Below are 23,276 nucleotides of genomic sequence, written 5' to 3' on the forward strand. Positions count from 1 at the left end.
AATTAGAAACTCAAATAAGTTCCAAAAGAAAAACGACATGAACGTTTCATGTCGTTTTTCTATATTGTGCAAATTTCTACAGGACAGTCTCCACAATGCAAATAGTCCTTTAAAAATTGCATATCTTTAATTGTAATTAGTCCTTTTTCAACAGATATGATCTTATCTTTCTTTAAATCATTAAGCATACGATTAATACTTTCCCTCGTAGTGCCGATGTAGCTAGCAATATCTTGGTTAGTTAACTGAACATTTATTATAATACCGTCATCTGTTTTGACACCGTAGGAATTACTGAAACGAATTAAAGTTGAGTAAAAGGCACCAGTTTTTCCACAGAGGATTAAATCTCGAAACTTCGCTTGAGTAGATTGTGTATGTCTTGCAAACCACTTCATAAAAGCAACCGCAATTTCACCATTTCGGCGAAAAATATCTTCTAGTACAGGACGATCAAATTTTACTAAAACCGCATCTTCAATCACTTCAGCCGTCACACTAATGGACATATCATTAAATAAGCCTACTTCCCCCACAAGCTCATCCTTTTGTTTTAAATGAACACTAAACTCTTTTCCATCAGCAGTCATTTTACTTAGACGAACTCTCCCAGAACGAACTAGGAATACATTTTCAGGAAAATCACCTTCGTGAAATAAAAACGTCCCACTCTTTGCATTTATTTCCAAGCCAATCGATAATAACAAGTCTTGGTTTTCTTTTGACAATTCATTAAAGAAGCGCTTCATTTCCAGCTCTTTCTTTTCCATTTAAGAAAACCTCTTTTCCATAATTTTTTAAATAGTTATATTAATTATTATCTTAACACTATCATAATGGTAATTAAAGAGATCAAACCACGTATTTATGGATGGTTTTTGTCAATATTGTGTACATATTAAATTATTTTATCATGAACAGATATACAAAGTAAAACATGATATGGAGGCAATTAATTGAAAAAGGGTACCATTTAGGCACCCTTTACATATTATACCAACAAATTGTTAACTATCAGCTAAATCATTCCTAAATTAACACTTAACCTCTGCATTTTTACGTGAGTAGAAGTACCAAGTAACGAATAAGCTCGCAACATAGTAAGCTATGAAAATATATAAGGCCGTGTTTGCCATTCCTGTTGTATCAATAGACCATCCAAAGATCTTCGGAATTAAGAATGCGCCATAAGCTCCAATTGCTGACGTCCATCCTAATACAGCCGCAGCCTCTTTTGGGTTGTTAAAAATAAATGGGATCATTCTAAATGTTGATCCATTAGCAATACCTGTTGTCACAAATAGGATAAGGAACATAATGAGAAATCCTGTAAAGTTTCCTTGGTTATAGAAATATAGAACTCCTAATGTAGCACCAATCATAACAATAATGTCAATAAAAGTTACAATTGCACCACCAACTTTATCTGATAGCCAGCCACCAAATGGACGAATCAACGCACCTACTAATGGTCCAAGAAACGCAAACTGTAAAGCATTTACCTCAGGAAATTCAGTTCGAATTAATAACGGAAAAGCGGCTGAATATCCAATAAAAGAACCAAAGCACATAACGTAAAGGAAAGTCATAATCCACGTATGCTTGTTTTTGAAAATAACTGCTTGCTCCTTCACTGAAGCTTTTGTTCCCGGTAAATTATCCATCCCAAAGATTGCAGCAATTACTGTTAAGATAATCGGAATTACCCAAACAAACGCTGCATTTTGGATCCAGACATTTGAACCATCTGGTAAAACTTGCGGATTGCCTGCTACTGCTCCAAAAACTCCCATTGTCACAACTAGCGGGGCAATGAATTGTACAGCACTTACTCCTAAGTTACCAATACCTGCATTTAACCCTAATGCAGTACCTTTTGCTTTCTTCGGATAGAAGAAGCTGATATTTGCCATTGATGAAGCAAAATTCCCTCCACCTAGACCACAAAGCGCTGCTAAAATTGCCATAGTCATAAACGTTGTTTCTGGATTTTGGACAGCAATTCCTATTCCAATTGCCGGTATTAAAAGTGACGCTGTACTGATAATTGTCCAGTTACGTCCACCAAAAATTGGTACAACAAATGTGTAAATAATGCGTAGCGTTGCACCTGTCAGTCCTGGAAGAGCAGCTAGTGTAAATAATTCAGATTTCGTAAAGTTAAATCCAATGTCATTTAAACTTGCTGCTGTTACTGACCAAATTTGCCAAACTGCAAATGCTAGTAATAAAGCCGGAATGGAAATCCAAAGGTTTCGACTGGCGTGTCTTTTCCCTTCAGCTTCCCAAAACTGTTCATTTTCTGGCTCCCATCTTGTTATTCTAGCCATTTTTAACTCCCCCTATAGAAAATTGTTCTATATTTATGTCTATTTGTATTCAACCTTACGCCACTGCAAGAAAACAAGTAGCGCAATAAAAGCAGAAACGATACTTACCCCACTATAAATCAAGATTGACTTGTATTCCCTTCCGTAGTAAGCCTCAACAGTCCACTGTACCATGATGACGTTAATAATGATCGTAGCAATAATAATTCCCCAACAAGTTTTCTTACCCATGGCGATACTGCCTCCCTACTGCATAAACAATTCCTTTATCCACCTCAATCTCAATTAATGGAAGCTCGCGTTGTGGTGGACCTGCTTTAGGATGGCCATTGTTCACATCAAAATAACCTGCATGACATGGACATAATAGAACATCCTGAGTTTTCTCATAGAAGACCGGGCACATTAGATGTGTACAAGCACTATTGTATGCCTTCAGATCGCCATTCACAGTATGAATTAATAGAGCAGGATCTTTATCTGTTGGATAGTAGAACGTTACCGAATCCCCCTGTGGTAAATCTGCCAATTTCGCAATTTCAACTCTCTCATAATTTTTTTCAGCTATCCCCAGCATTGCTTTTACTGAGAAAGGGATCGTGGCTACACCTAAAGCAACAGATGTACCTACGGCAGTTTTTAGAAATGCACGACGGTTATATTTTAAGTCATCTTCTTGATTGAGATTATCTACTAAGTTAATCATGTCATCGTTTGTATCTTTTTGATTACGTGCTAGCTTTTTTTTACATGTCATGATGTTTACCCTCCATTCACATATTTGAAAAACTTAAAGCGAGGGCACCCCTCGCTTTAAGTGAGGAAGGGTTTTCCTCAATACTTATTAGTCACTGTATACTCCGAAAAATTCAGGTACATATTGCCATTTATCTTGCTCTGAAGGTTTCTTCCCTTCAATTAAGTTCATTTGCGTTCTACGACGACGTAATGCTTGCATTTCATCAAAATCGATGAAACGAATTGCATCACTCGGACATACAGATGCACACATTGGTGAAATCCCGTGCTGTGTTCTGTCATAACACATGTCACACTTATACATTTTATTCTCTTCAAAATCGAATTTTGGAATACCAAATGGACATCCAAACGTACAGTTTCTACAGCCGATACATTTCTCTTCCATTGCTGATAGAACTACTCCTTCAGGAGTTATTTGAATAGCGTTAGCAGGACATACCCTTGCACATGCTGGATCCTTACATTGCATACAAAGCATTGGAAATGTTTGACGACTTTCCATGAAATCAACATACTCAACATAGTTACGTTCCTTCGCATCATGCCCACCACATTCACGACATGCGGCTTGACATGAGCGGCAACCTATACAACGTTCGAATTCAAGATACATTATTTTATTCATTATCGTTCCTCCTCCTAGCGATTTACACTTTCTCTATTTTCACAGCACAAACTTTAAACTCTGGCATCCTTGAAGTTGGATCAAGGGCTGGATTTGTTAATTGGTTAATTGAAAGCTCTTTACCCCAGTGATAAGGAACGAATACATGATCATTTCGGATTGCTTTTGTTAAACGTACATCGACAACCATTGACGAGCGTGGAGTCGTTAACTTCACTTTATCTCCATTCGCTAAGTTGTATTGACTAGCCAACTCTGGATGTAACTCAGCGTATGGAAGTGGACATTGCTCCATTAAGAATTTCACACGACGAGTTTGCGTACCTGATAAATAATGGAAGACAACTCGACCAGTCGTTAATGTATGTGGATAGTTAGCAGTAGGTATCTCTGCAGGTGCTTGCCAGTCAACAACGGCTAGATTTGCTTTTCCATTTGGTGTATCAAACTTCTCTTTAAACATTGTCGGTGTTCCAGGATGGTCTTCAGAAGGACAAGGCCAAAAGACTCCATCTTCTTTATCAATACGATCATATGTGATTCCATAATAATCAGCTTTTCCACCTTTTGTTGCAATACGGAATTCTTCATAAATTTGTGGAACATTTTCATAAGGAAAGAAGTTTCCTCTACCCATACGCTCAGCAATTGCCTTCATAATTTGCCAATCTGTTTTTGACTCGCCGATTGGATCTTTTACTTTACGAATACGAATAACGCGACCTTCCAAATTCGTTGTAGTACCTTCATCTTCGGCCCAAGTTGTGGCTGGAAGAATAACATCTGCAAACTCTGCAGTTTCTGACATGAAGAAGTCACTTACGACTAAAAAATCTAATTTTCTAAAGCTATCCCATACATATTCTGTATTAGGTGCGGAAACCGCTGGGTTACTACACATGACGTGCATTGCACGAATATTTCCTTGTTGAATTTCATCAAACATCTCATAAGCAGATACACCTGCTTTTGGCATTTCTTCTGGTTTAATTCCCCAAACTCCAGCTACATACTTCACGTGTTCTGGGTCAGCTATTTTACGATACCCTGGAAGAGCATCTGCTTTTTGTCCGTGCTCACGACCACCTTGACCATTTCCTTGACCAGTAACGGTTGCTACACCTGACGCAAACTTCCCAATTTGTCCTCTGAGCAATGCCATTGAAGTATAGATACAGACGTTATCAACACCTTTAGACTGTTGTTCAATCCCGCGGCAGAACATAACCACAGATCTTGGCGATTGCCCATAAATACGTGCTGCTTTTTCAAGTTTTTCAACTGTTACACCTGTAATTTTTGAAGTATACTCAGGAGTAAATAGTTTAACCATCTCCTTCATTTCTTCAAAATTGTTACAGCGTTCGTTTACATACTCTTCATCAACATAACCATCACGAACGAGGATGTGTAACATACAGTTAGCTAGTGCAGAGTCAGAACCAGATTTAATATCTAAATGAACATCTGCTAGACGAGCAATTTGAGTTTCACGAGGGTCTACGACAATCATTTTTGCTCCTTTGTCTCTAGCTTTCCATAACCATTGAATAGATGTTGGGTGACATTCTGCTGCGTTCCAACCAGAGATGAAGAAACAATCAGTGTGCTCAAGTTCTGTCCAAGGTAACGTAGAACCACGGTCAGTACCTAGTGTTTTCATAAATCCGCCAGCTGCAGAACTCATACAAAAACGACCGTTATAATCAACAAAGCGAGTTCCTAATGCTACGCGAGCATATTTTCCTACTAGGTAACATTTTTCATTGGTCATTGATACCCCACCATAAACTGATAAAGCATCCTTCCCATGTTTTGCTTGAAGTTCTTTAAAGTTTTTCTCTATTAGATCAAGAGCTTCATTCCAGCTAGCTCTTACAAATTGACCATTTTTCTTTATTAGAGGTGTTGTAATTCTTTCATCATGATCGACTGTTTGATACGCAGTGACACCTTTCGGACACATCTTACCTAAAGTCACAGGCCAATCATATCGAGGTTCTACTCCAACAACCTTCCCCGTTTTTTCATTTAATCTAATATGCATTCCACATTGCATCCCGCAATAACAGCAATGAGTAGTTATTAATTTTTCACCTTCACGGTGCAAATTTTTGACGCCTTCTTTAGCTAGAAACTGTGTCATAATATATCCTCCTCTATGAGAAAAGCTCTTTTACTTTTCATCCTTGTTATAAAATTCGTCTGATCTTTTTCTACCAAAGCCAGGAATATGAATTCCATTGTTTGTCTGCACAGGCCCATATGGATTACCTTTAACCGTACCTAAGTTTAATTGACTCATAACTCGAATTCTACGACGACAACTGGGGCAATAATCTGCTAAATACGTGCCATCTTCTAGTTTTAAATCAAACTGTTGTGCGTGTAAGATTGTTTTTACATCAGTAATTTGATCATCGCTACTATATTTCGTTCCACAACTGTTACAAGATCTTGTATCGACCATAACTTCCTCCTGATAGTTCATCGGAACCGCTGTTGCTAAAGGTCTGATCGGCAAGTGGAACAGCTTTCCAAATGGGAAGTAAATCAAGAATAAAACAACTGTAATTTGATGTAGTAATGCTAACTGAGGGTGCGCAAGCCCGCCCAAAAACTTATATGAGAGTGTCAATAGTAATCCAGATACGGTTACCGCTAAGAGTATATAAAGTGGTATTAAATCAAACTCCGCACGTTCTGTAACCTTTAAGTCATGATTATTAATTCTTCTTAGTAAGGCCATAACGATACCTACTAAGACCATTAAAGCTGTGATGTTTAACCCGTTATAAAATAGATTTGCAAGTAATCCATTTGCGTGCATTTTGATGGTCGGAATATTAAATACCATTACTTGATATGTTGTAGCATCAATTAGTTTAAAGTGCATCCATCCTAATGTAAGGGCGAATGTAATTGCAAATGAGCCGATACATCCCCATGCAATTAACCAATGTTGTATACCGCGATATATACCACGCTTAAAGATAAACTTCTGTAAAATGATATTGTCAACTAGCGTTTTAACAATTGCTGTTACATTTCGTGTTGTGCGTTCTTTTGTCCGTAAGTTTTGAATACTACGTTTGATCATTTGATTGGTTGCTGGTCTTATTAACCAAGCTGCCATCCTTACTGTGATCCCAATAAAGAAGATAAACGTGGCAACCATATATCCCATAAGCATCAAATCCACTTTTGCAAACTGCCCAGTTCCGATATACATTGTTAGAAAAAGAAATACTGTTATAAAAAAGCAATACATACTCGTCTTTGAATAAAAAGATCTTTCTAGTGTTTTCATACTAAACTTCGACTCTTTCACTGTGTCATCCGAAGAAAAATTTGTTTGTAGGTTATTCATCTCTATATCACTCCTTAGAGGTAATTGCACGTTGAACAACTATAGGCCTGTTAGCTGTGAGCAGTGCTTAACTTGTTTTCTTAACCTTATTGTAGGTGAGACACGATTCGACCACTGTGCAATTTATCACACCACCCCTGTGAATTTTCTCACAGAAAAAACATTAGTTACATTAACAACGTGTAAAAAGTGTTTAAAAACCTTGCTACATCAACGACGCTTTATCCAATTAAAGGATTTCATGTTCACAAAATAGTCATTGTTCAGCAAGTTTTTAGCAAGTATGTAAGAAACACCTTGAAAACTATAAAATTAACTTAGAAACAAAAAAAGGCACGAATAGACGTTTATCTATCCATACCTTAATGATTTCAAGTTTTATTGTTGGAGGACTTTAGGAATATACGCACAATACGGATCACTTTCTAGGTAATCATTACTTAAAGCATATGCTCTTGCGCGAGATCCTCCACATATTTCTTTATATTCACAAACGCCACACTTGCCTTTTAATAACGTTTTATCCCTTAACTCTTTTAGGATTGGACTCTCACGATAAATAATTGGAAGTGGTGTTTCACGAACGTTTCCACACTTAACAGGGAGAAAGCCACTTGGGTATACGTCACCAATGTGACTAATAAAAATGAAGCCATCACCATCATTCACGCCTTTAGGGGCTCTTCCAAGTGTATCGAGACGTTTATTCCCTTGTGCGTTACTTAGGTTTAAGCGTTTCTTTTCCTGTAAGGCAACTCGTCGATAATGCGGTGCCTCTGTTGCCTTTACTCCATATGGCATTTCTTGCTGAACTTTAAATAACCATTTCATTACTTCTTCGTGCTCTTCTGGAGAAATCATGTCTTTCTCCATTCCTCTTCCAGTTGGAATTAGAAAGAATACACTCCACAAAACAGCATTCATATCTTTAACCTTTTCAGCCATCTTAGGTAGATCTTCTAAATTGTACTTAGAAACTGTCGTATTAATTTGAATAGGAATATCTAATTCTTTTAAGTAGTCGATGCCGTTCATCGTGAGATCATAAGAACCTCTTGTTCCACGAAAATGATCATGAATTTCTGCCGTTGATCCGTCAAGGCTAAATGCCCACCTCGAGAGACCAACCTCCTTTGCTTGGTCAATTGCTTTTTTCGTCACTTTTGGGGTTGCACTTGGTGTCATTGATACCGGTAGTTTCTTTTCTTCTATCGCATATCTTGCTAATTCATACAAGTCTGGTCTCATTAACGGGTCTCCCCCGGTAAAAACAAATAACGGGTTATCCATTGTAGCTATATCATCTATTAACTTTTTGCCTTCTTCAAAAGAAAGCTGTCTCGGATCTGCTTGATATTGCGCTTCGGCTCGACAGTGTAGACACTTTAATGCACAAGCCCTTGTTACCTCCCAGATAACAATGAACGGATTTTCATCATAATTTTTTGGTTTAGTTGATAAGAAGGATAAATCCATGTTATACCTCCGTTCTTTTCATTGAGTAAATTACCTTTGTCTAAATGATAAGTGAACTAGACTTAATTGACAGTGAGATTTATCACAAGGTATGGTGTATCTCTGTAAGCAAAAAAAAAGAGACAACTGTTTCGTCTCTTAACCGAATATTTAAGCTAGGATTTTAGAAGCTTTTTGATCTGCCATTAAATGAAAGAATTTGTCCCACGTTTCATTACAAAGGGACTCTATTTGTTCTTTAGTAGCATTGTCAATGTGAATCCCACCTAAAATAACTGTCTTTTGTTGGAATGTATTACACCAAACTTTTGCTAGTTCAACAAATAGGTCTTCTTCTTTATGATTAGGAAAACCATAGCTAATAACCTTTACTTGTCCTTTTTCATATGTCGCAATCACTACAGCTCCAATGTGTGGCGCAGTCCCACCAGAAATGACAATTAAATTATCGTTACCCACATGGTCTAAAACACAACTAATCATGATTCGTTCCTCCTTAATCAGTGGATTTTGATTTTATCTTAGCAAAATATAATAGTAAAAAATGTGAAGCGCATCACACTGATATAATTCAATTACTATTTTTAGTCTAAATATGTCAAATTCAAGAACGTTCAACGCTTTAAGAATTTTGGCTGTGACTATATTCACACATTTTCTTAGTTACTAATGGTAAAGTTAATTCATAACACTAGAATAGTTTACTGTTAAGGAGGCTATCATTTTGACCAGGACTAGATTTTTAGATAATATCCCTATCTTTTCATCTTTACCTAATGAACAAAAAGAACAATTGATAGAAATTGTCCAAACGAAAAAAATGACGAAAGGTGAAGTCTTGTTTCAAGAGTTTGACCCTGCAGAAGCCATTTACTTTATTAATGAAGGTAAGGTTCGTATTAACAAAAGTACACCTGATGGTAAAGAAATTGCTCTAACAATAAGGCAGACCGGAGACATGTTTGCAGAAGTAGCATTGTTCGCAAAAGTTGGTAGTACTTACCCAGCAACGGCAATCTGTATTGAAGGAGGCTATGTATCATTTATAAAAAATAATGAACTAGAAACATTTCTTCTCCAACACCCACAGTTAGCGATCTCAATGTTTCGGTTTGTCTCAGAGAGACTTCGTATCTCCCAAGCAACTCTAAGAGATGTTGCTTTATATGGTAAGTTTGGTGCATTGGCTGCTACTTTAGTTCGATTAGCAGAGGAATATGGCGTGACAGAATCGGATGGACTGAAGATAAAAATAAAGCTGACGCACGAAGACCTAGGCAGTTTTTTTGGGGCTACGAGGGAAAGTGTGACTAGGTTAATGAACCAATTAAAACAACAAAAAATTGTCACAAAAAAGCAAGGCTATCTTATTATCCATAATCTAGACTTACTAAAGGAATATATAAATTAAAAACTATGGCACTTTTATCCTATGCCATAGTTTTTGTTATTTTTTCAAAAAAATAAGGCGACTTGGGTAATCGCCAGTCTACTACGTTCAAAAGATTGGGGGTCAAATGAACAAGAAGAATTATTCATGTCTTTCACTATAACGTTGTTATTTGGTAACATTTTGTTAGGGTACTTATTACTTATTTTCTTTGTTATTTTAGCTTAGGTTAAACTAGTAAACATTCTTGTTACATTTGGGCGAATGAACAAGACCTGTATAACTAAAGCTTTATTGCTTGTCTTTATGATACTTTTATTATCATTTATATTCTGTGAGAAACATCACAAAATCACTTCGTTTGCATGTGAAGGTTTTGTGAACTAAAGACGAAAGAACTTGGCGTTTCGCCAAGTTCTTTTTAACTGCCCAATAAGGCTACTAAAATGGCCTTTTGAACATGTAAACGGTTTTCTGCTTGATCAAATATGAACGAGTTTTTTCCATCAATAACTTCGATTGATACTTCTTCACCTCTATGGGCTGGTAAACAATGAAGGAACATATAATCTTTTTTGGCATACTTCACAAGTTCCTCATTCACTTGAAAAGCTTCAAAGTCTGCTAATCTTTTTGCCGTTTCTTCTTCATAACCCATACTAGTCCATACATCGGTATATATCACATCTGCTCCTTGGACAGCCTCAATTGGATCGTTTGTAATATGAAATTTTGCACCAGTCTCTTCACAAATCGCTTTAATTTCTTCAACAATCCATTGTTTCGGTTCATAACCAATCGGGGTAGTAATCGTTACATCCATCCCTACTTTTGCACAACCAATTAAAAGAGAATGGGCTACATTATTTCCATCACCTACATAAACTGTTTTAATACCTTTAAATGTCCCTTTCACTTCATAAATTGTCAAAAGATCCGCCATTGCTTGACAAGGGTGAAAGTCATCGGTAAGAGCATTAATAACAGGTACTGTTGAGTTGTTTGCTAATTCCTCAATAATCTCATGTCCATGTGTACGAATCATAATGCCATCAACATACCTCGAAAGAACTTGCGCAGTATCCGAGATAGGCTCTCCTCTACCTAACTGAGAATCTTTTGAACTTAGAAACAATGCAGATCCACCAAGTTGGTTCATTCCAACTTCGAAAGAAACTCTAGTTCTAGTAGATGACTTTTCGAAAATCATCGCTAAGGTTTTCCCTACAAGATATTGATGTGGAACACCCTCTTTTTGATATTGTTTTAATAACCTAGAAAAGTGTAATAGTTCCAGTACTTCTTCTGAAGAATAATCTAATAAAGTTAAGAAATTCTTCCCTTTATATTTTTTAATATTTATTCCCGACTCAAGTAACGATAACACAGTCAAGAGCTTCACATCCTTATTTTGATTTTCTGGTTCCTACTAAACTATCTTTTTTTGTTTCATATTTTCCTAACCAATACTCAATCGAATTTACTTTGTAATCTGGTTGACTTAAGCTACGAACCATGTAACTAAATGTTGATAATTCCGTTACTACTGGCAAACGATTTTTTAGCGCTTCTATTCTTCTTGTCTTTGTGTTTTCTTTTATACTTTCTACACACAAATAACAAACGCTGTTTTCGTCATTAACCCAATCCTCAAACTTGATGATTTCTTCTGTCACAAGTTTATAATTAAGTTGTTCTAGCACTTCTTTTAAAGGAGCGAATTCAGATTTTTGAATCTGTTCTATGTCACAAAATATAGATCCTCTTCGTTTGAAAAGCTCTGGTATATCTCGCTCTCCCCATATAAAAGCTTTTCGAAATGCTTCATCTAGATTTTCACTAATAGCAATTAATTCACCAGTAGACTTCATTTCTGCTTCTAGCTTTGGGTCTACGTCTGGTAACTTCGAGTAAGAAAAGATCGGTGCTTTTACAGTAAAGTATGGCGGTTCGACTTGATAATCTAACGTTTCAACATAGTCAGTTAACGAGCCATTCATTAGTAAACTAACTGTTAAACTAATCATGTTCATTCCTGTTACCTTACTCAAAATAGGTACTGTTCTTGATGCTCTAGGATTAACTTCTAATACAAAGATTTTATTTTGATAAATCACAAATTGTATGTTGAACACACCTTTAAAATCCATACCTCTAGCAATTCGTTTTGTGTAATCAATAACTTCTTGCTTATGAACTTCTGAAACAGTTAGTGGAGGTATTACTGAAATACTATCACCTGAATGAACTCCTGCACGTTCAATATGCTGAAACATTCCAGGAACAACTACATTTTCACCATCAGTTAATGCATCTACTTCAATTTCCATTCCTGGGTAGAAAGCATCTAATAAAATCGGGAAGCCAACCTTTGAGAATTTATCACTTAAATAATTTGTTAAGTCCGCTTTCGTATGGAAAACCATCATCCCCTGACCTCCAATTACATATGAAGGACGAATTAATATAGGAAATCCAATACTATTTGCCTTTAATAATAAATCCTCCTCATCAAAAGCAGTGACTCCTGGGATGTGTGGAACATTTACTTCTTTCATGAATTTATAAAAGCGGTCACGATCCTCTAACTTATCAATTGTGTCATGATTGGTTCCTAATAAAAGAACCCCCGCTTCTTCAAGATTTTTCACTAACGAGATGGCAGTTTGCCCACCAAATTGAACGATGACTCCTTCGGGTTTCTCCAACTCAATAATATTCAAGACATCCTCAGTTGTTAGTGGTTCAAAGTATAGACGGTCAGCAATCTCATAATCCGTACTTACTGTTTCGGGATTATTATTAATTAGAATTGCTTCATAATTTTGTTGTTTTAGGGCTAAAACGCCGTGTACTGAACAGTAATCAAACTCAATACCTTGACCTATACGGATTGGACCAGAGCCAATGATGACAATTTTTTTCTTTGTCGTATGGGTATCTACATCTTGTTCACCCGTCCAACTAGAATAATAGTAAGAAGTCTTTGCAACAAATTCACCTGCACATGTATCTACCATTTTGTAAGATGGGTAAATATTATATTGGTGACGTTTTCTGCGGAGGTCTTCTTTACCTACATTCCAAACATGAGCTAACCATTCATCTGAAAATCCATGTATTTTAAATTGTCGTAACTCTTCATTCGTTACTGTTTGAAAGGAAAGACGCTTTGCTTTATTTTCTTGATCAACTAAGAACTTCCAACTGTCTAGATAAAAATAGTTTATTTTCGTTGCAAGATGAATTTCCTCTACTGAAGTTTTTCTTCGTAGTAATTCAATAATGGCAAAAAATCGTAAGTCGTCAGCTTCTTTGACACTTTGCCATAGATCATTGTCGGAGAGTTCTCTCACAACTGAAAGCTCCAAACCAATAATTCCTTTAATATCTAGGGAACGGACTGCTTTTTGAAAGGCAGATTCTAAATTTCTTTCAATAGCCATTACTTCTCCAGTTGCTTTCATTTGTGTACCAAGCTTTCGATTGGCTTGTGTAAACTTATCAAATGGCCAACGTGGGAATTTTACAACACAATAGTCCAAGGCAGGCTCAAAACTAGCATACGTGTGACCTGTTACTGGATTTATCAACTCATGTAACTGATAACCTAAACTCAATTTAGCAGCGATACGCGCAATTGGGTAACCAGTTGCCTTAGAAGCTAGAGCACTAGACCTACTTACTCGCGGATTTACTTCAATTAGATAATATTGCTTACTATATGGGTCTAGGGCAAATTGAATGTTACACCCTCCGACTATTCCTAATGCTCGAATTATTTTAACAGATACCGATCGTAACATTTGATATTCCACATCTGAGAGGGTTTGTGAAGGAGCCACAACAATGGAATCTCCTGTATGAATTCCAACAGGATCAATGTTCTCCATATTACAAACTGTAATACACGTATCATTTGAGTCTCTCATAACTTCATATTCAATTTCTTTAAAACCAGCAATGCTTTTTTCAATCAAGCACTGATGAATTGGGCTAGCCGTTAAACCACCTTTAACAATCTTCTTTAGTGAGTCTTCATCATCAACAATTCCACCACCAGCACCACCTAGTGTATATGCAGGACGAACGATAATCGGAAAGCCTACTTGTTCAGCAAATTGAAGAGCCGCCTCAACACTTTCCACAATTTCACTATCTGGTACAGGCTCATCTAACTCGTGCATCAAAGCGCGAAACTCTTCACGATCTTCCCCCTTCATGATTGACTCAATCGGTGTCCCTAACAAAGGTACATTGTACTTATCTAAGATACCTTGGCTATGAAGAGATAAAGCTAAATTTAAACCAGTCTGACCACCTAACGTAGCTAAGATCCCATCTGGCTTTTCTTTTTGAATGATTTTTTCAACACTTTCTACCGTCAACGGTTCAAAGTAAACAACATCAGCACACGCTTTATCCGTCATGACAGTTGCGGGATTATTATTAATAAGGACCACTTCACAACCCTCTTCTTTTAACGCAAGGCAAGCTTGGGTTCCCGCATAATCAAATTCAGCCGCCTGCCCAATCACTATTGGGCCAGAGCCGATGACTAATATCTTGTTAATGTCTTGACGCTTAGGCATATGCTTTTTCTCTCCTCTTGCTACTCATGTCCGTTAGAAAGTGTAAAAAGATCTCTTCTGAATCTGAAGGTCCTGGATGGGCCTCTGGATGAAACTGTACTGATGTGATTGGGTACTGTTTATGTGACATACCTTCAATCGATCGATCGTTAATATTTATATAACGTGGGATAAACCCTGTCTGTTTTAAACTTTCGTCAGTAACGAAGTAACTATGGTTTTGAGAAGTAATGTAGACTTTCTTTGTAAATAGGTCTTGAACTGGTTGGTTTGCGCCTCTATGTCCAAACCGTAGTTTCTCCGTATTCCCACCAAACGCTAACGCTAACAATTGATGACCCAAACATATTCCCATCGTAGGATACATTGTTGCTAACCTCTTGATTTGTGGTGCCAAATGTAACAATTTCTTTGGATTACCTGGTCCATTAGATAACAAAATTCCATCTGGTTGAAGACTCTGAATTGTTTTTTCATCTGTATCAAAAGGAACAACAGTTACTTTACAACCCAATTGAACTAAATTGGATAGAATTGATTTTTTATAACCAAAATCAATCATGACAACATGATATTCTCCATCACCGTACGTTTCCATTTCTGTAATTGAAACCTCTTCGACAAGATTTCTTGTTTCAATTCCTTGTTTTGTACTAAAATCAACCGTCTCCAAATTGGTTGTAATGATTGCGCCCATATCACCTAATTCACGAATCCTTTTTACAACCGCTCTTGTATCAACTCCTACTAATATCGGAATAGAGTGCTTTTTTGCATATTCAGTTAACGGCTGCTTCGCTTCGTAATGGTAGCCTTGATTCCTACATCCTTGCATAATTAATGCTGAAGCTTGAGGGATTTTACTTTCTTGATCGCTCCCGTTAATTCCATAATTACCGATCAGAGGGTACGTAAATACAACAATCTGTCCTTTAAAAGAAGGATCAGTAATCACTTCTTCATATCCGGTCATGCCAGTAAAAAAAACTGCCTCACCATAAACCTCTTGGTCATTCCCTAATAACTCACCTTCAAAGAATTCACCTGTTGATAAAACGATATATCCCTTCACATTACTTTCTCCTCTCTGCTCACCAACGAATAATAATTACAACACATTGAATTTTTATTCATCTGTAGGTAAAAAAAATGATCTATTATACTGGTATTTTATTTAATTCTAAAGCAATTAAACTAATAGCCTGATCTAGTTCTTCATAAGAAACAGTTAATGGTGGTAGTAGACGTAAGACATTTGGTCCTGCATTTAATACAAGTAAACCATTATTTCTTAATGATCCAATAATCGGAGTAACATCCTGATTACATTCAATTCCTATCATTAAACCTTTTCCACGAATTTCTTTAACCATAGTTGTTGAATTAAGCTTTTCAGTTAGTTTTAAAAAGAAGTAACTACCCTTTTCCTCTACTACTTGCAAGAATTCGTGATTAAATATCGTTTCAAGAGTTGCTTTTGCTGCAGCCATAGCCAAAGGGTTGCCTCCAAATGTTGATCCATGACTCCCTGGGCCAAAAGCTTCAACTAAATGCGCTTTGCCGATCAGCCCTCCAACTGGGAATCCATTTCCCAAACCCTTAGCCACAGTGATAATATCAGGTGATAGAGGATAATGTTGGTAACCAAATGCCTTACCAGTTCTCCCAATTCCAGTTTGAACCTCATCGACAACTACTAACAGATTGTATGTTTCTTTTAATTGATTTATCGTTTCAATAAACTGAACGCTAGCTTCATGGACTCCACCTTCACCTTGAATAACTTCAAGGAAAATTGCGGCTACGTCTTCGTCTACAGCGTTTATTAGGGAGTTGCAATCGTTATAAGGTACATATACGAAGCCTTCTAATAAAGGACCAAATCCAAGGTGGATTTTTTCTTGACCTGTTGCCGAAAGACTTCCCATTGTTCTGCCATGGAATGATTGATAAAATGTAATAATTTTCTTTTTACTTGTTGCTTTTCTAACTAGCTTAATAGCAGCTTCGTTTGCCTCTGTACCGCTATTGCAAAAAAATACAGCATCACCACTAGAATGGGAGACTAATAACTCACTAACCTCTTCTTGCCCTTCAACATGAAACAAATTAGAGACATGAAGAACTTTATCTAGCTGTGTTTTAATTGCTTCGTTTACATATGGGTGGCAGTGTCCTAGGTTACAGACAGCAATACCAGCAACAAAATCTAAATATTTCTTTCCTTGATCGTCAATAAGGGTTAAACCACTTGCTTCTTTCACTTTAATTGGCCATTTATTATAGGTAGGGAATAAATTACTCATGAGAACACCCGCTTTTTTTAATTGTCAATTGTCAATTTTGAATTGTCTCTCGCAAAGCTTCGAAGTCTTTCTTTCTAGTAGTAATTCATAATTCATAATTCTCAATTCTTAATTCATAATTAGTTCTTTATCAATTCTTTTGATCTAACAATTTTTGTTCCTACTAGTTCTCCATTGGCCATTAGGTCTCCACCTTTGCCATTAATAATATAAACTTCCTCTATATTACCTTGGAGACATTGTATAGCAGCTTTTACTTTTGGGATCATCCCACCATATATGGTCCCGTCGTTTATCATCTCTTCAATCTCTGAAACTGTTACAAGTTTCTGTAACTCTTGATTTTTTAATATTCCAGGGACATCCGTTACAAAGACCATTTTCCTTGCCTGAATACTTTCTGCAACGGCGCCAGCTGCTGTGTCGGCATTTATATTATAATGGTTCCCTTCTTCATCCATTCCAATTGGAGCGATAACTGGAACGAGATCCATATCAATTATCTTGGTTAAAAACTCACCATTTACTTTTGTCACTTGGCCAACATACCCAAGTTCCTCTATATTTATTGGTGCTGCCTCTAGCAACCCACCATCACAACCAGATATACCAATACTGGTTAGACCTGCTTTTTGAAGACTTGTTACGATTGATTTGTTCACTTTTCCTGTAAGTACCATTTCAGCAACTTCTAAAACCTCTACATTTGTTTTACGGAGCCCATTAACAAACTCACTTGAAACTTTCAATCGTTCTAACAAACTATTAATTTCAGGCCCACCACCATGGACGATGATGGGTGTCATTTCTAAATCCTTTAACGACTTCATGCTAGAAAAAAATTGTTCAGATAATTCCTTTAAGGTGCTACCGCCACATTTGACAACGATACAATCGTTCATTGATCTGCTCCCCTTTTTTACGTTCGATAGCCTGCATTAATTCTTACGTAATCATATGTTAAATCACAGCCCCAAGCTTTTCCGTAACCATCACCTAAATGTAAATCTACATAAATCAGAATATTTTCTGTTCCTAGATATTGTGTTGCTTCCTCCTCCGAGAAAGGAATTGGCATGCCATTTTTTAGTGTTTGGATATTCCCAATGGAAATATCAATTGTATCTGGATTAATTTCGGCACCACTGTATCCTGTTGCACAAATAATTCGTCCCCAGTTTGCATCTGTACCATAGATTGCTGACTTTACAAGATCAGAACCTACAATTGCCTTCGCTACCTTTCCAGCATCTTCGTCGTTCATAGCACCTTTTACTTGAACTTCAATCAGCTTTGTCGCACCTTCCCCATCGCGCGCAATCTTCTTGGCAAGGTGCTCACATGTCATTTGCAGGCCTGAAACAAATTGGTCCCACTCAGGATGCTCATCGGTTAGTGACTCATTATTAGCTAAACCACTTGCCATTACTACGACTGTATCATTTGTAGATGTATCGCCATCCACAGTAATTCGATTGAATGTTAAATCTATAACATGACTAAGTGCTTTTTGTAGCCATACAGGCTCAATATTTGCATCTGTTGTAATAAAAGCAAGCATTGTCGCCATATTCGGATGGATCATTCCTGACCCTTTTGCAGCACCGCCAAATGTAATAGTCTTGCCATTAATCGTTGTTTGGAAGCATGCTCTTTTGTTAATTGTATCTGTTGTTAAAATCGCTTCATTAAATCGCTCAGCTGCATCAAATTTCACTTGAGTTAATGCCTTTATTTTCTTGATCCCATTAACAATTTTTTCAATTTGAAGAAATTCTCCAATAACACCGGTTGAAGAGACTGCAACGTAACGTTCAGGAATATCAAAAACCTCCGCAGTTGCTTGCCTCATTGTAAAGGCATCTTCAACTCCTTTAGTGCCTGTGCATGCATTTGCATTACCACTATTAACGATGATTGCTTGAAGTTTGCCTTCCTTTGAAATACTATCTTTTGTTACTTTAATGGGTGCTGCTTGCACCTTATTCAATGTATAAACGGCAGCACTACTTGCCGGAACTTCACAATAAATCACACCTAAATCTAAACGATACCTTTTTACACCTGTATGAATTCCTGCAGCACAAAATCCTTTAGGAGTAACAATACTCCCTGCTTCAACAGGAGTAATTGAATTATTTTTTATCACTGTATCCAACCTCTTCACCTCATTATTTTTTTGCCTATGGAAAAATTGGCGCCCCGAGTAGACCCGTTCCTTCATCAATTCCGTGCATAACGTTTAAGTTTTGAACTGCCTGACCAGCAGCCCCTTTCATTAAATTATCGATGACAGAAACAATTGTTATCCAGCCAGTTCGTTCATCAAAAGTAATTCCAATATCACAGAAATTCGACCCATACACTTCTTTTGTTGCTGGGTATTCTCCTTCTTTCCGTACTCGTACGAAACGATCATTTTCATAGTACTGCTGATATAAATTTCGAAGCAATTTCTCACTTACGGAAGCGAGGGGTTGACAATAGATTGTTGACATAATCCCTCGTGTCATTGGTACTAAGTGAGTATTGAACTTAATTGGCCCTAATTGATTATTGGCAGTTTTTAAAGCCACCTCTATTTCAGGAATATGTTGATGCTCATTGACTTTATAAATCTTAAAGTTTTCATTCACTTCACAGTAACTCGTTCCTAGACTTGCTTTCCGACCTGCACCTGACACCCCTGATTTGGCATCAATGATTACTGAGTTTGCCTCAACAGCAATATTTTTTAAAAGTGGATAAAGGCCAAGTATTGTTGCTGTAGGATAGCAGCCTGGATTTGCTATTAAACTAGCATTCTTTACTTTTTCTCGATTAAGTTCAGTTAAACCATAAACGGCTTTCTCAAGTACTTCGTTTGCTGCTGACGTTTTCTTATACCACTTTTCATATACATTTGGATCTTTAAAGCGTAAATCTCCAGATAAATCAATAACCTTCACACCATTCTCTATAAAGGCAGGTGTAATTTCCGTTGAAATTCCTGAAGGTGTTGCCATGAAGACAACGTCTGCATTTTTAGATATTTGCTCTATATTAATCGATTGTAGTGATTGATTTGTAATATTCGTCAATTGTGGATAGCTTTCAGAAATGGCCACTCCAGATTGGGAAGAAGAGTGGAGTGTGAATTCTTCAACATATTTATGTTGGTGTAGAAGCCTAATTAACTCTGCCCCTCCATAACCAGTAGCCCCAATAATAGCTGCTTTCATATTTTCTCCTCATTTCCCTTGTTATTTCATGTAACAATCTTATGATGTTTTTTATTATATGTGTGAATAAAAATAAAATCAACTGTATTTTTATTTTTTTCTCAATTTTTAATAACAACTAAACACTACTAATAGTAAAGGTTAACAAAAATGAGACTTCACCTTTCTTTATTTTTATACATTTACACTGATTTTAAAAATAATAAAAAAGAGCTATGTGATAATCGTTATCATTTGTGATAACTGTCACTTACTATCCTTAAAAATAACTCTATAATGAAGGAAATAACATCAATATAAGGAGATGAATTTGCAATGAATGGAAAAATAGTAGTATTAGATGTACGTGAAGACTTAAAAAACAAGCTTGAACCATTTCAAAAAATTATGACAACGGTTAAAACTTTAGAAAAAAGTGATATCTTTGTCCTTCACTCGACGATTAAACCTACACCTCTTATGACACTACTTAAAACGAGAGGGTATGAAAATCTTGTTGAGAAAAGAGCTGATGATCATTTTATTACAACTTTTAAAAAGAAAAAACGTAGCTTACTATTTTGGAAGAATAAACACGAAAACATAGATAGACCCAATTGTCCACAGCAAGATATACCATCAGTTGGACAAGATGACACAAACAGCTATTATTTGGATAACCGAGGACTTGAACCGCCACAACCAATGGTCCGCACTTTAGCGAGGCTAACATCTATGAAAAATGGTGAGGTGTTAACAATTCGAAATGATCGTCTACCTGCATTTCTAATTGAGGAATTAAACCAACTAGGCTATGAGTATAAGCCAATAGAAATGGAAGATGGATCGGTAGAGGTTGTAATTACGAAAAATGGAGGTTAGTGATGAATATAACCACTGGAACTCTAGTTGGGAAAGACCAAACGAAGTCAAACTTTTACCTACCATTCTCGTTCATCATTACCTCCTTTCTTTCCTTATTTGTATTTTCAATATTTTTGATTGTTGGTGGTCCCCTTTTTGAAGGTGCTACGATTAGGTCAGCAGTAGGAATTGGTGCTGTTCATTTATTCATTTTAGGTTTTGCAACAACTCTTGCCATGGGTGCAGTTTATCAACTAGTCCCGGTTGTGACAAACGAAACACTTTATAGCATTCGTCTTGGAGTTTTACACTATTTTTTATTTACGACAGGTTCAATTGGTATCTTAATTGGTTTCTTTCAGTTTCATCCACTTATCATTATTGGTTCTTCAATTCTAGCTGTTACTGGTGTTGTGATCTTTCTTGCTAATATTTTTCTAACGATAAAAAAAGCGAATGCATTTACTAGTATTTTGTTTGCAACGATTAGCTCGTTTGTCTATTTACTTTTAACTGTCGTCAGTGGACTATTAATGGGGGTCAATTTCGCATTTAGTCTATTCCTAACACACCACTCAAGCTTATTAGCAACTCATATTTGGTTTGGTTTTGTCGGGTGGTTCTTGTTTCTAATTGTCGGTTTTAGCTTTAAGATGCTCCCAATGTTTTATTTAGCTCACGGGTACCCGATTAAATTGCAAAAATGGATATTAATAGTTTTACACCTAAGTCTAGTAGTCATTACCGTAAACTTTTTTCTCCAGCTAGGTTTTGTTGTACTCATATGTGGACTAGGTCTTTTCTTAATAGCACTTGGTTTGTATCGATTTCACATTTACCAAATTCAACAAAAAAAGTTTAAAAGAAATCCAGGGAAAGGAATTACATTAACGGTTTATGCGTTAGATGCATTTATTTTATTTGTCGTTATTTCAATAGGAGCACTGTTTTTCAAACCAAGCTTGTTTCAGTCATTATCATTTTTAACTGCCATAAGTGTTCTTTATTTATTTGGGTGGGTTGGAGTAACAATCCTAGGTTATTTATCTAAGATTGTTCCGTTTTTGTGGTGGACATTCTGCTTTGGTGAGCGGGTAGGCAAGGAAGATGTACCTTCCTTGCATCAGATGATTGATGAACAAATCATTTTTTACAGACTTTTATTTCTAAGTATTATGGTTATTCTTTTAGCGAGCAGCATTTACTTTCAACTACCTATGCTAGCTTTCATATCTCAAGTTTGTCTTGGACTATGTATCATTTTTTACTTCGCACACATTTTAAAGGTCTTCACGTATTCTTAAGGATAAGGAGTGATATCATTGGATTATTTAGTAACAAAAGAGGAAGTGACAAAAGCGCTAAGAAAGGTTATAGACCCTGAACTTGGTGTTGATGTCGTTGGTCTTGGTCTAATTTATGAAGTTACCATCCAAAATGAAGGCCTTGTATTGATTACAATGACATTAACAACCCCTGGTTGCCCTTTACATGACACATTGGTGAATGGTGTTAAATCAGCAGTCCAATCTTTACCTACAGTAGAAAAAGTTGATGTAAATTTAGTTTGGGAACCTGAATGGAGCCCAGAGAAAATGAGTCCAGAAATTCGGAAATTATTCTTTTGAGTATGAAGAAAGCTGCCCTATGGCAGCTTTTTTAGCCTCCACTTACTGGAGGAATAAAGGCAACAATATCATTTGCTTTTACAACGTCGGTTTCTTCTACATACTCTTCATTAACAGCCATCATTGCTCGATCAACGGGTAATGTAGGAAATTGTTTTTTTAAGAATTCCTTCACTTCTAGTGCTGTCATTTCTGTTTGATCAATCGTAAATTCTCTAGTTCCTACAATTTCCTCTAATTCTGCAAAAAATAGTACTTTAATCATTATAGATGTTCCTCCTCTGGTTTTCCCGTTGGATAAGGAGTTTTTTCAAGTTGATCACCCATCCACTCCTCCCCATCTTCCCAATGTTCTTTTTTCCAAATTGGAACAATTTCTTTAATTCTCTCAATCGCATATCGACTCGCATCATAAGAGTCTGCTCGATGAGGTGTTGAGACAGCAATGACTACCGCAATATCAGTAATATCTAAGCGACCGATACGATGAGTTATTGCCACAAGAGCATTAGGCCAACGTTCTTGAATTTCATCACCAATTTGAGCTAGTTTCTTTTCTGCCATACTTACATAGGCATCATATTTTAAATAGATTGTTTTCTTTCCTTTTGTTAACTCACGGACAGTCCCGATAAATGTATTTATTGCCCCTGCATTGGGATGCACTACTTTATCAACAACCTCTTGAATTGAAATCACTTCATCGGTAATTAAAAATAGTTTTTCGCTCATT

Annotated in this window: 22 protein-coding genes; 4 read left to right on the plus strand and 18 right to left on the minus strand. The window is 36.6% G+C overall.

Going from position 1 to position 23,276, the window contains the following annotated elements:
* Positions 1-59 precede the first annotated feature (59 nt).
* The 9 genes from DS745_RS18115 to lpdD all read right to left on the minus strand — a co-directional run bounded on the left by DS745_RS18115 (position 60) and on the right by lpdD (position 9,046).
* Positions 60-770, minus strand: coding sequence for a Crp/Fnr family transcriptional regulator (locus tag DS745_RS18115; RefSeq protein ID WP_129079629.1), 711 nt, complete (start codon positions 768-770; stop codon positions 60-62).
* Positions 771-1,034: 264 nt separating this feature from the next.
* Positions 1,035-2,330: a NarK family nitrate/nitrite MFS transporter gene (locus DS745_RS18120; protein ID WP_129079630.1), complete on the minus strand. Its 1,296-nt coding sequence runs from the start codon at positions 2,328-2,330 to the stop codon at positions 1,035-1,037.
* A 39-nt stretch (positions 2,331-2,369) separates the two neighbouring features.
* Positions 2,370-2,561, minus strand: a complete 192-nt coding sequence (locus tag DS745_RS18125; protein ID WP_129079631.1) for a hypothetical protein — start codon at positions 2,559-2,561, stop codon at positions 2,370-2,372.
* Positions 2,554-3,087, minus strand: a complete 534-nt coding sequence (locus DS745_RS18130) for a Rieske 2Fe-2S domain-containing protein (protein ID WP_129079632.1) — start codon at positions 3,085-3,087, stop codon at positions 2,554-2,556. Before DS745_RS18130 ends, DS745_RS18125 begins: the two co-directional genes overlap by 8 nt.
* An 87-nt stretch (positions 3,088-3,174) precedes the next feature.
* Positions 3,175-3,717 (minus strand): 4Fe-4S dicluster domain-containing protein, encoded by a 543-nt coding sequence (locus tag DS745_RS18135; protein ID WP_129079633.1) that lies wholly within the window; start codon positions 3,715-3,717, stop codon positions 3,175-3,177.
* A gap of 22 nt (positions 3,718-3,739) precedes the next feature.
* Positions 3,740-5,863, minus strand: coding sequence for a formate dehydrogenase subunit alpha (gene fdhF / locus DS745_RS18140; protein WP_129079634.1), 2,124 nt, complete (start codon positions 5,861-5,863; stop codon positions 3,740-3,742).
* A 30-nt stretch (positions 5,864-5,893) separates the two neighbouring features.
* The gene (locus DS745_RS18145; protein ID WP_241657858.1) at positions 5,894-7,087 is read right to left on the minus strand and encodes an MFS transporter; all 1,194 of its coding nucleotides are present in this window, start codon (positions 7,085-7,087) and stop codon (positions 5,894-5,896) included.
* 378 nt (positions 7,088-7,465) lie between these two features.
* Positions 7,466-8,563: a TIGR04053 family radical SAM/SPASM domain-containing protein gene (locus DS745_RS18150; protein ID WP_129079635.1), complete on the minus strand. Its 1,098-nt coding sequence runs from the start codon at positions 8,561-8,563 to the stop codon at positions 7,466-7,468.
* A 150-nt stretch (positions 8,564-8,713) separates the two neighbouring features.
* Complete coding sequence (gene lpdD / locus DS745_RS18155) at positions 8,714-9,046, minus strand: prenylated flavin chaperone LpdD (protein WP_129079636.1); 333 nt, start codon at positions 9,044-9,046, stop codon at positions 8,714-8,716.
* Positions 9,047-9,287: 241 nt separating this feature from the next.
* Here lpdD and DS745_RS18160 point away from each other — a divergent pair, with 241 nt between their 5' ends.
* Positions 9,288-9,974, plus strand: coding sequence for a Crp/Fnr family transcriptional regulator (locus DS745_RS18160; protein ID WP_129079637.1), 687 nt, complete (start codon positions 9,288-9,290; stop codon positions 9,972-9,974).
* 400 nt (positions 9,975-10,374) lie between these two features.
* Here the strand turns inward: DS745_RS18160 and argF are convergent, their stop codons facing one another.
* From argF to argC, 7 genes are all read right to left on the minus strand, one after another.
* The gene (gene argF / locus DS745_RS18165) at positions 10,375-11,346 is read right to left on the minus strand and encodes an ornithine carbamoyltransferase (RefSeq protein WP_241657859.1); all 972 of its coding nucleotides are present in this window, start codon (positions 11,344-11,346) and stop codon (positions 10,375-10,377) included.
* A 13-nt stretch (positions 11,347-11,359) separates the two neighbouring features.
* A complete protein-coding gene (locus tag DS745_RS18170; RefSeq protein WP_129079638.1) occupies positions 11,360-14,545 on the minus strand; it encodes a carbamoyl phosphate synthase large subunit in 3,186 nt (1,061 codons plus the stop codon).
* Positions 14,538-15,617, minus strand: coding sequence for a carbamoyl phosphate synthase small subunit (locus tag DS745_RS18175; protein ID WP_129079639.1), 1,080 nt, complete (start codon positions 15,615-15,617; stop codon positions 14,538-14,540). Before DS745_RS18175 ends, DS745_RS18170 begins: the two co-directional genes overlap by 8 nt.
* An 85-nt stretch (positions 15,618-15,702) precedes the next feature.
* Positions 15,703-16,851 carry an acetylornithine transaminase gene (locus DS745_RS18180; protein WP_129079640.1) on the minus strand — a complete coding sequence of 383 codons (1,149 nt, stop codon included), beginning with the start codon at positions 16,849-16,851 and terminating at the stop codon, positions 15,703-15,705.
* A 119-nt stretch (positions 16,852-16,970) separates the two neighbouring features.
* The gene (gene argB, locus DS745_RS18185; protein WP_129079641.1) at positions 16,971-17,753 is read right to left on the minus strand and encodes an acetylglutamate kinase; all 783 of its coding nucleotides are present in this window, start codon (positions 17,751-17,753) and stop codon (positions 16,971-16,973) included.
* Positions 17,754-17,770: 17 nt separating this feature from the next.
* Complete coding sequence (gene argJ, locus DS745_RS18190) at positions 17,771-19,009, minus strand: bifunctional ornithine acetyltransferase/N-acetylglutamate synthase (RefSeq protein WP_277750933.1); 1,239 nt, start codon at positions 19,007-19,009, stop codon at positions 17,771-17,773.
* Positions 19,010-19,034: 25 nt separating this feature from the next.
* Complete coding sequence (gene argC, locus DS745_RS18195; RefSeq protein WP_129079643.1) at positions 19,035-20,072, minus strand: N-acetyl-gamma-glutamyl-phosphate reductase; 1,038 nt, start codon at positions 20,070-20,072, stop codon at positions 19,035-19,037.
* 315 nt (positions 20,073-20,387) lie between these two features.
* On the opposite strand from argC, the gene DS745_RS18200 reads away from it, so the two are divergent.
* Genes DS745_RS18200 through DS745_RS18210 form a run of 3 tightly spaced genes read left to right on the plus strand, consistent with a single transcriptional unit; the run spans position 20,388 to position 22,543 of the window.
* Complete coding sequence (locus DS745_RS18200) at positions 20,388-20,933, plus strand: DUF2249 domain-containing protein (RefSeq protein ID WP_129079644.1); 546 nt, start codon at positions 20,388-20,390, stop codon at positions 20,931-20,933.
* Between the two features lie 2 nt (positions 20,934-20,935).
* Positions 20,936-22,219 (plus strand): hypothetical protein, encoded by a 1,284-nt coding sequence (locus DS745_RS18205; protein ID WP_129079645.1) that lies wholly within the window; start codon positions 20,936-20,938, stop codon positions 22,217-22,219.
* 18 nt (positions 22,220-22,237) lie between these two features.
* A complete protein-coding gene (locus tag DS745_RS18210) occupies positions 22,238-22,543 on the plus strand; it encodes a metal-sulfur cluster assembly factor (protein WP_241657860.1) in 306 nt (101 codons plus the stop codon).
* 31 nt (positions 22,544-22,574) lie between these two features.
* Here DS745_RS18210 and moaD read toward each other — a convergent pair whose 3' ends face one another.
* Both moaD and DS745_RS18220 read right to left on the minus strand, forming a co-directional pair.
* Positions 22,575-22,808 (minus strand): molybdopterin converting factor subunit 1, encoded by a 234-nt coding sequence (gene moaD / locus DS745_RS18215; RefSeq protein WP_129079646.1) that lies wholly within the window; start codon positions 22,806-22,808, stop codon positions 22,575-22,577.
* Entirely contained in the window at positions 22,808-23,275 is a 468-nt protein-coding gene (locus tag DS745_RS18220) for a molybdenum cofactor biosynthesis protein MoaE (RefSeq protein ID WP_129079647.1), read from the minus strand. The genes moaD and DS745_RS18220 overlap by 1 nt, the downstream gene beginning before the upstream one ends.
* Position 23,276: the final 1 nt, after the last annotated feature.

Origin of the sequence: Anaerobacillus alkaliphilus, from assembly GCF_004116265.1 — a bacterium.
GTDB lineage: Bacteria > Bacillota > Bacilli > Bacillales > Anaerobacillaceae > Anaerobacillus > Anaerobacillus alkaliphilus.